Raw genomic sequence first — 7,471 nt, forward strand, 5'->3', positions numbered from 1 at the left:
CATGGTCGGCGTCGGACCGAAGATCAGCACAACGAGCGGCAGGACCACGATCGGCGGAATCGGCTTGAGAAACTCCACCACGGCCAACGTGGCATAGCGTGCCGAGGGGAAGCTGCCGATGAGAACGCCGAGGAGGACCCCACCGGCGGCAGACGCCGTCAATCCCAGCAGCGCCACCCCGACTGTCTGCAGCGTACTAGTCCAGAATTCCTGACCGGAGGCGTCGGACACCAACGTCTGCAGGGTGCTGCTGAGGCTAGGGAGGGCGGTGCCGGCCATTGGGCCGACCGCCACCACCTCCCACAGCACCCCGGCCGCGAGGAGACCCATGGTCCCCGCCAGCAATGGGTGTAGCTTCATCCGTGACTCCTTGGTTGCGCGGTTTCTCTGTTACTTGGTGAAGAGGACCTGATCCAGGTTGACTTCTTCGGTCAGGAACCCGAGTTCGACCAGAGCCTTGTTGACGCGTTCGACGTCGGCGGCCCGTACCTCGGTGGGCCAGTAGGTGTCGGTACCGCTCTGGATGTCCTCCAGCGGCTGCTTGGTCACTTCGGCCGCCTTGGCCTGCACCTCGTCCGTGTTCTCATTCGCGTAGGCATTGGCCTTATTGATCGCGGTCTGGAATTTGGCCAGGGCTTCGTGCTTGCCGTCAACTGTCGGCTGCCCCGCGACCCATACGCCGACTGCGCCTTCGCGGAAGAATTCGATCCCTGGCGACGACAGGAGGACCCCGCCGGCTTCCTGGGCAGTGCCAATGAACGGGGCGACGAGCGCAGCCGCATCGACGCGGCCCTGTTTCAGCGACTGCACGGCTGAAGCGAAGTCCAGGACCATCCAGTTGACCTTGGCGGGATCCCCGCCGTCGTCCTTGATGAGCTTGCTGACGGTTACTTCCAGCTGTGCTTTCCGGGCCGGGATGGCCACCGCTTTGCCTTCCAGGTCCTTCGGACTGGAGATGCCGGCATCCTTCGCCACCACCAGTCCGGTGTCGTCCACGGTGGTGAGGTCATCGCCGTTGATGGCCCCGTCTTCATAACCGTCGGCGGCTGCGACGATGCTCAGCGGCACACCCTGGCTCATGGCGTTGAGCAGCGGGATTGTCGGTGTGTAGGCCAGGTCGATCTGGCCGCTTTGAGCCGCCGCGATGCCGGCCGGCGGGTTCGCAACCGTGGACACCTCGATTTCAAGCCCCTCGTCTTTGAAGAAGCCCTTGTCGATGCCGAGCATCAGTCCGGCATCTGAGGTGAGTCCGATGGTGGAGACTTTCAGGGTTGTTGTGCCAGCGGCATCGGAACCGGTATCAGACGCTGCCGTGCTGCAGGCGGACAGCCCCAGTGCCAGGACGCCTGCCAACGCGATAGGGAGTTTGCTTCGCATCGTTTCTCCTTTGGTAGATCAATAGATAGTGCTGTGGATATTTAGAAAAACCCGGTTGCCGGCACCGCTGCCGGTTCGTGGACAACCTGACCGGCGCTGACGGTCCACATGACGTGGCGCTCCATCAACTCGTCGGGCTCGTCGTCATTCGGCCACGCGCCATCCAGGATGCACAGGTCTGCAGCCATGCCAGGTCGCACGCTGCCCTTCATGTGCTCGGCGTGGTCCTGCCAGGCCGGCAGCGACGTCATGCCGGCCAAGGCCTGACGCAAGCCGACTCCCTCACCGTCGTGAACCGGACCGGGATGGTCCACGGTGGCACGGGTGATCGCCGCGAGCATCGTCCGGCGCCAGTCGGTCGTAGTCACCGGGGAGTCCGACGCGAGATTGAATTTAACGCCTTCCCGGGCAGCGGACGCCAGCGGCTGGTGCCGCCGAAACCGCTCCTGCCCGAGGATGCCCTCAAGCATGGCTCCGCCGCCGAAGCGGATCATCGGATTCGTGCTGTAGCCGATGCTGTTCGCCGCGAAAGCCGGCAGCGAGGCGTTGGAGGCGAACGAGCCGTGAATGATGTAGTGCCGGTTGGTGCCGGCACGCCCTTGCTGGGCACGGATAACCGCCGTGACGGCTGCTGCTGTTGCAGCATCCCCGGTAGCGTGGATGCCCGCCTGCAGCTCAGCTGATTCGATCAGCCGGATGATCTCGTCCAGCTCGGCTACGCGTTCAGCATCGTTGGCGCCCGCGACTACGAGAGAACCGTGCTTACAGCTGTGTCCGTAGGGTTCGCTCATCCAGGCGGTGCCGCTGCGCGGCGTGCCGTCAGCAAACACTTTTACCCCGGCGATCCGCAACCGGGCAGGGTCGATGCCCTTGTCCCGAAAGGTCTGCTGAAGCCCGGATTCCAGTCCGGCACGCACCGCGGCGGCACTGACACCGCCGGTGCCGGCGAAAAGCAGCAGGGTGTTGATCCTCAGGCTCAACGTGCCGTCCAGGGCGAGGTCCGCCAGTACATCCAAGGCGGCAGTAGTGCCGGAGCCATCGAGCAGTCCGCCCGCTCCGGGGCCGAGTCCCGGCTCGGTCAGCGACGTTATGCCTTGTGCGTGCAGGAAGCGCTGGAACTGCGAAGCTGCGCTGCGCATCGTTCCAGGGGGCAAATTGGGAAGTACACGGGTCATCAGTTCCATGGCGCCATCGACGAATTTGCCGGTGGGTGTCCCGTCGTCGTGACGTTCGAGGATTCCACCCGCCGGCGCGGGAGTTGATGCCGTGATGCCGGCCCGCTGCAGGGCAGTGCGGTTCGCCAGCAGCTGGTGACCGGTTTTGTCGAAGGCAACCACGGGGATGCCCGGGCGGCACTCGTCAATGGCAGCCGGGCCGCCTGGCCCCAAATGGAGTTCGTCCCAGCCGTGTGCCCTGATCCAGCCATCCGCGCCTGCGGGACAGTCTTCGATCAACTTGGCAACGGCAGCCCAACTGCCGGCCGCTTGACTGTCAACGTTCAGGTGTCCGAACCGGACCATGGCTGAGGAAAAGAAATGCAGGTGCGCATCGTTGATCCCTGGCAGAACCGCCCCGCCATCGGCATCAATGACTCGCGTTCCTGCGTCCACTGCCTCCAAGACGTCCATTCCCCCGACCCTCTGTATCCGGCCGCCGCTGACCGCGATATTGAATCTGGCACCCGTCTGGGCATACGGAAGGGAGCCGTTGACGACCATCAGGTCGGCTTTCCCTGCAGCTGTTCCAGTACCAAATGATCTTGGCCTCTGGCCGAAGCGAGGAAATGCGCCGGATGGCCGTCGCCTTGTATGAGAGCTATCTGGGCATCATGCTCGACACCTTGGAGGAGTATGGCCTTCCTCGTGACAAGGCCACGGCGCGTGTCATCTTCGCTGCTCTCGACGGACTGGTCCTCCAACAAGTCACGGTCGCCTCACGCGAGGAGATCAGTGCTTCGATAACGAAGCTCGGCCAATTGCTGAAGTTCCAGGTTAGCGCCCTCGTGGGCTGAAGGCCCTGTATCGATTGCTATGCGCCGACCCCTACCCTCCCTGCATACGGGGAGGCTGCTTCAACGCGGGTTCTTCTCCGCCGGATTACCAAACCGAGGCTGCGGCTGGATTCATGGCGCGGCAGGTTTGAGTGCCGGCTCACTCTGACAGTGGGCGGCCCGCGCTTCGGTGCCGTCCAAGTGCGGTTTGCCAAAGGCACGGCAGGTTCCGGACCCAGGCGGCGCACCGTTCTGACGGTGCCGGAGTTCGACTGGGTGGTGGATCAGCTGCGTACCTGGACCGGCGGGATGCGGACGCGGTTCCCAACAGCTGGCCGGTCATCGGCGCTTTGGCCAAACGAGCGGGGCGCCCGGATGTCACTTGGCAGCTTCGGCGATGCCTTCGCAGCAGCACGCGGCGCGGTTGGATTGCCCAAGGAACTGGGGCTGCACTGCCTCAGACACTCCTACGTGACCCACCTGATCGAAGCGGGCTACGACCTGGCATTCGTGCAGACGCAGGTCGGCCACTCGTACGCCTCGACCACCGGCCTCTACACGTCGGTATCCTCGGACTTCAAGCAGAAAACCGTGACACAGATGATCGCACGCCGCATCACGACCTTGGAGGACCCAGATGCCTGAACAGCGCCGGATCGGCTACCGCTGGAACTTACGTGCCCTCATGGCCAAGCGCAACCTCTGAAAGACCACCGAACTGATGCCGCTGCTGAAATCCCGCGGGATCAACCTGTCCGAGAGTCAGGTTTACCGGCTGGTCACGGCCACACATGCCGCGGCGCTTTGGGTGCCGGCTCACTCTGAGGGTGGGCGGCCCGCATCTCGATGCCACTCACCGGAGCCAGCGTCCCGACTCAGATAATTCGGGGCAGGGACGTGAAGTTATGCCGCAGCGGCGGGCGCGAGGTTCGGAATACCGGTGCATGCCAGTTTTCTCCGATTCCCACCGGCAATACCCTTTACGCTCTGGGACGGAGCGCTCACGCTGCCATCTAGGTCCTGGCCGTGCTTCGAGTCGGGAATTAGCCGTGTGTTGTCAGGTGTGGACCGGTATTGCTGGCGACTACCCTGCTCGGTATCCGTGTGATGAACAGCGAGAGAACCAGTGCAACCACGCTCGTCACGGCCGTGGCGAGCAAGGCGGAGTTTGCGCCATCGGCCAGCGCCACTGCCTCCGGCGCGTGGTGCGCGGTGCGGGCGGCGACGCTGCTGTAGACGGCGATCGTGGTCGCGGTGCCGGCCGCTCCGGCCAACTGTTGAAGGGTATTGAGGATTGCGGAGCCGTGGCTGTACAGGTACGACGGCAGCGAACCGAGAGCGGTGGTCATCAACGGACTAAGGAGACCTGCCAAGCCGATGGAGAAGATGACATGGACCGTGACCACCAGCCACACGCCGGTGTTCTCGTCGACGGTGGATAGCCAGAACAGGCTAACTGTGACCGCGATCATGCCGGGAATGATCAGTGGCCGTGGCCCATGCCGATCGTAGAGTCGGCCGAAGACCGGCGACAGGACGCCTTCGAGCAGTCCTCCGGGCAGCAACGCCAAACCGGAGAGCAGGGCAGTGACCAGAAGAGATCCTTGCAGGTACAACGGGAGTATGTTGAGCACTCCGAGCATGGCGGCCATGAGGCACATCACCACGATCAGCGAAAGCGTGAAGTTGCGCACCGTGAGAGGCCGCAGGTCCAGCAATGCTCGCTCCTTCCGGCCTCGAGCTACTTGCCGCCACACGAACAGCCCGAGACCCGTGACGCCGACGGCCAAAACGATCACGGCGGTGCGTGCCGTTTCACCGCCTTCAACAATGGCGCCGATCGAGCTCAAACCGTAGACCAGGCCGCCGAAAGCGAATACCGACAGGATCACCGAGAGCAGATCGAACGGTGCCGACCGTGTCCCACCGATGTTGGTGAGTTTGGCGGCACCGATGATGGCGGCGATGGCGACCAGCGGCATCATGGACAAGAAGATCCCGTGCCAGGTGGTAAAACTGAGGATCAGGCCTGCCACGGTGGGGCCGAGGCCCGGGCCTACGGCCAGGGCCATAGCGATCAGACCCATGATCGCGCCTCGACGAGGGACAGGGACGAGCGCCATGGCCACGGTCATCAGCAGCGGAAGGGTCACTGCGGTGCCGATCGCTTGAGCTACTCGGGCAACGAGCAGCAGGACGAAAGATGGTGCCAGTGATGCGAGGACTGTGCCTACGAGGAAGGCGGATACGGCGAAAATGAATACCGGCCGAATGGTGAAGCGCTCAAGTATCCACCCGGTGGTCGGCATCACCACGGCCAAGGTCAACATGAAGCCCGTGATCAGCCATTGGGCTGTGGTCACGGTGACCGAATAGTCGGCCATGATCGACGGCAGCGCGACAGCCAGCGTCGTTTCATTGAGCAACATCACAAAAGCAGTGAAGACCAGCACCGTCAGGACGATTTTCGCGGGGCCCGGGATTGCATCTACCCCGACGGGAGAAGTCGCAGTGGCCGCAGCGGACCCCTGAGTAGAATTCTGGGACATGGTTGTGTTCAACCTCAGACAAAAATGGCCCCAAGCCGGGGAGGAAAGCGAGCGTGAAGAGCCGTCAGAACGAGTCTACAGTAAAATGATGTTGCTGCATCACTTTCGTGTCTTGCTGGATGGATTGAGAGGTGGGACGTATGAGCGAGAAACCCTCGTCAGTGACCCCGCGGCAGGGAAGGAAGTCGCCGCGTCCGGAGCAGGCACGCTCGGTTGAACGCCGGGGACAGCTTCTGACGGGAGCCATTCGGTTGCTGCTCAGCGGTGGGGTGACGGCTGTGACGCACCGAGGTGTCGCCGAGGAGAGCAACTCTTCTCCAGGTGCTGTTCGCTACTATTTCCGCACCAGCGAGGACCTGCTCGCGGCCTGCTTGGAAGAGATCGAACGAATCCGGGCGGCTGAAGCGGAACGGATTATCGACTTCTTAGGACGCGGAGAGGCTGTCGATGCAGATCGGGCAGCACGGCTGCTTTTCCGAACGTATTACGGCCCCGCGGTGGACGACGCGACGGTCACCGGCACGACGTGGAGCATCGTCGATTGTGGGCGGGAGAGTTCCCGATTGGCGCAGATGCTGGGCCAGCATCGCCAGACGGCTAACCGGCAGATGGAAGAAGTGCTGCGTTTCTGCGGGTACCCGGCCCTGAAATCAAGCCTGGCCGCAGCGGTCATGGAGGGTGGAGTCCTGACCGCGACGGTGGAAGGCGGAACACCGGTCGCTGAATGCGCTGCGGCCGGTCTCGCTGAAATCCTGCAGCTGCTCGCCAGCCGGCAGACCGAAGACAGTGACGAGCGTCGACTGCACTAACTCCACGTTTTTCACACTGACAGGCCCACGAAGCGACCGACGGCGTAGTCGCAATTCTCCCGGGTCAGTTCGGCGGCCCTACGGTCTCCTGTATTCCGAGAATTCGACTGTCGTGCAAGACGGCGGTGATTACTCGGACGTCGAACACATCCCCGTCCACGTCATGCTGCTCTAGGAACCGGCAGGTACTCGGGAACTGTTGCACAAAGTCGCTGATCGTGATGCTCAGCCCTGGTCAAGAACCGCCTGCACCGCTGAGCCCCGAACGCAGCTCCTCAAGACTCAGGATCGCGCCACCGGTCGTGACGAGCGTAAAGGTTGGATCATGTGCGATCGTGGCCGGCTGGTCCACCACGAGCAGCAGGGTCCCATGCCGTGCGAGGGAGGCGATGATTTCACGCAGTTGCGCCTCGTCCTGCGGCAGCGCCTTGTCCAGCAGTTTCTTGCCGTTGCGGTCGAGGGCGACCGCGTGGTGGTTGCTCTTGCCGACGTCGACGCCGATGAACACGTCGACGAGGTGGTTGTCTTTGATCACGCTGCCTCCAGACACTTCGTTGTGATGACAGTGCTGGCTTGTCCTTGTTGACGCCGACCGAAAATAGGGCCAAAAACGCCAACTGAAAATGAGGCCACTGACCATTATGGAAGGTGATCACATTGGATGTTTGGGCGCAGATACGCCACCGATACGCGACGGAGAAGATCTCCAAGAGGGAGCTGGCTAAACAGCTCGGGGTTTCGCGGGG

At 62.9% G+C, this 7,471-nt stretch carries 7 protein-coding genes and 2 pseudogenes; 4 read left to right on the top strand and 5 right to left on the bottom strand.

Annotated features, from left to right (window positions below):
* The 3 genes and pseudogenes from E4J89_RS19145 to E4J89_RS19155 all read right to left on the bottom strand — a co-directional run.
* A pseudogene (locus E4J89_RS19145) lies at positions 1 to 360 on the bottom strand (nitrate ABC transporter permease); the annotation flags it as partial.
* A 30-nt stretch (positions 361 to 390) separates the two neighbouring features.
* Positions 391 to 1,377 (bottom strand): ABC transporter substrate-binding protein, encoded by a 987-nt coding sequence (locus tag E4J89_RS19150; protein ID WP_136787805.1) that lies wholly within the window; start codon positions 1,375 to 1,377, stop codon positions 391 to 393.
* 41 nt (positions 1,378 to 1,418) lie between these two features.
* Positions 1,419 to 3,005, bottom strand: coding sequence for an amidohydrolase family protein (locus E4J89_RS19155; RefSeq protein ID WP_240691998.1), 1,587 nt, complete (start codon positions 3,003 to 3,005; stop codon positions 1,419 to 1,421).
* Positions 3,006 to 3,136: 131 nt separating this feature from the next.
* Between E4J89_RS19155 and E4J89_RS19160 the strand changes: the two genes are divergently transcribed.
* The 3 genes and pseudogenes from E4J89_RS19160 to E4J89_RS19855 form a co-directional block, all read left to right on the top strand.
* A complete protein-coding gene (locus E4J89_RS19160) occupies positions 3,137 to 3,388 on the top strand; it encodes an ABC-F family ATP-binding cassette domain-containing protein (RefSeq protein ID WP_136787807.1) in 252 nt (83 codons plus the stop codon).
* A gap of 258 nt (positions 3,389 to 3,646) precedes the next feature.
* Positions 3,647 to 4,012, top strand: coding sequence for a tyrosine-type recombinase/integrase (locus tag E4J89_RS19165; protein ID WP_276606359.1), 366 nt, complete (start codon positions 3,647 to 3,649; stop codon positions 4,010 to 4,012).
* Positions 4,005 to 4,157 (top strand): annotated as a pseudogene (locus E4J89_RS19855) (helix-turn-helix domain-containing protein); the annotation flags it as partial. The gene E4J89_RS19165 and the pseudogene E4J89_RS19855, both read left to right, overlap by 8 nt.
* Before the next feature lie 253 nt (positions 4,158 to 4,410).
* Here the strand turns inward: E4J89_RS19855 and E4J89_RS19175 are convergent.
* Positions 4,411 to 5,916 (bottom strand): DHA2 family efflux MFS transporter permease subunit, encoded by a 1,506-nt coding sequence (locus tag E4J89_RS19175; protein ID WP_136787808.1) that lies wholly within the window; start codon positions 5,914 to 5,916, stop codon positions 4,411 to 4,413.
* Positions 5,917 to 6,056: 140 nt separating this feature from the next.
* Here E4J89_RS19175 and E4J89_RS19180 point away from each other — a divergent pair, with 140 nt between their 5' ends.
* Entirely contained in the window at positions 6,057 to 6,725 is a 669-nt protein-coding gene (locus tag E4J89_RS19180) for a TetR/AcrR family transcriptional regulator (RefSeq protein ID WP_136787809.1), read from the top strand.
* A gap of 235 nt (positions 6,726 to 6,960) precedes the next feature.
* Here the strand turns inward: E4J89_RS19180 and E4J89_RS19185 are convergent, their stop codons facing one another.
* A complete protein-coding gene (locus E4J89_RS19185) occupies positions 6,961 to 7,260 on the bottom strand; it encodes a transposase (protein ID WP_276606357.1) in 300 nt (99 codons plus the stop codon).
* Between the last annotated feature and the right edge of the window lie 211 nt (positions 7,261 to 7,471).

Source organism: Arthrobacter sp. CAU 1506, from assembly GCF_005047635.1.
In the GTDB taxonomy this organism is placed as follows: Bacteria; Actinomycetota; Actinomycetes; order Actinomycetales; family Micrococcaceae; genus Crystallibacter.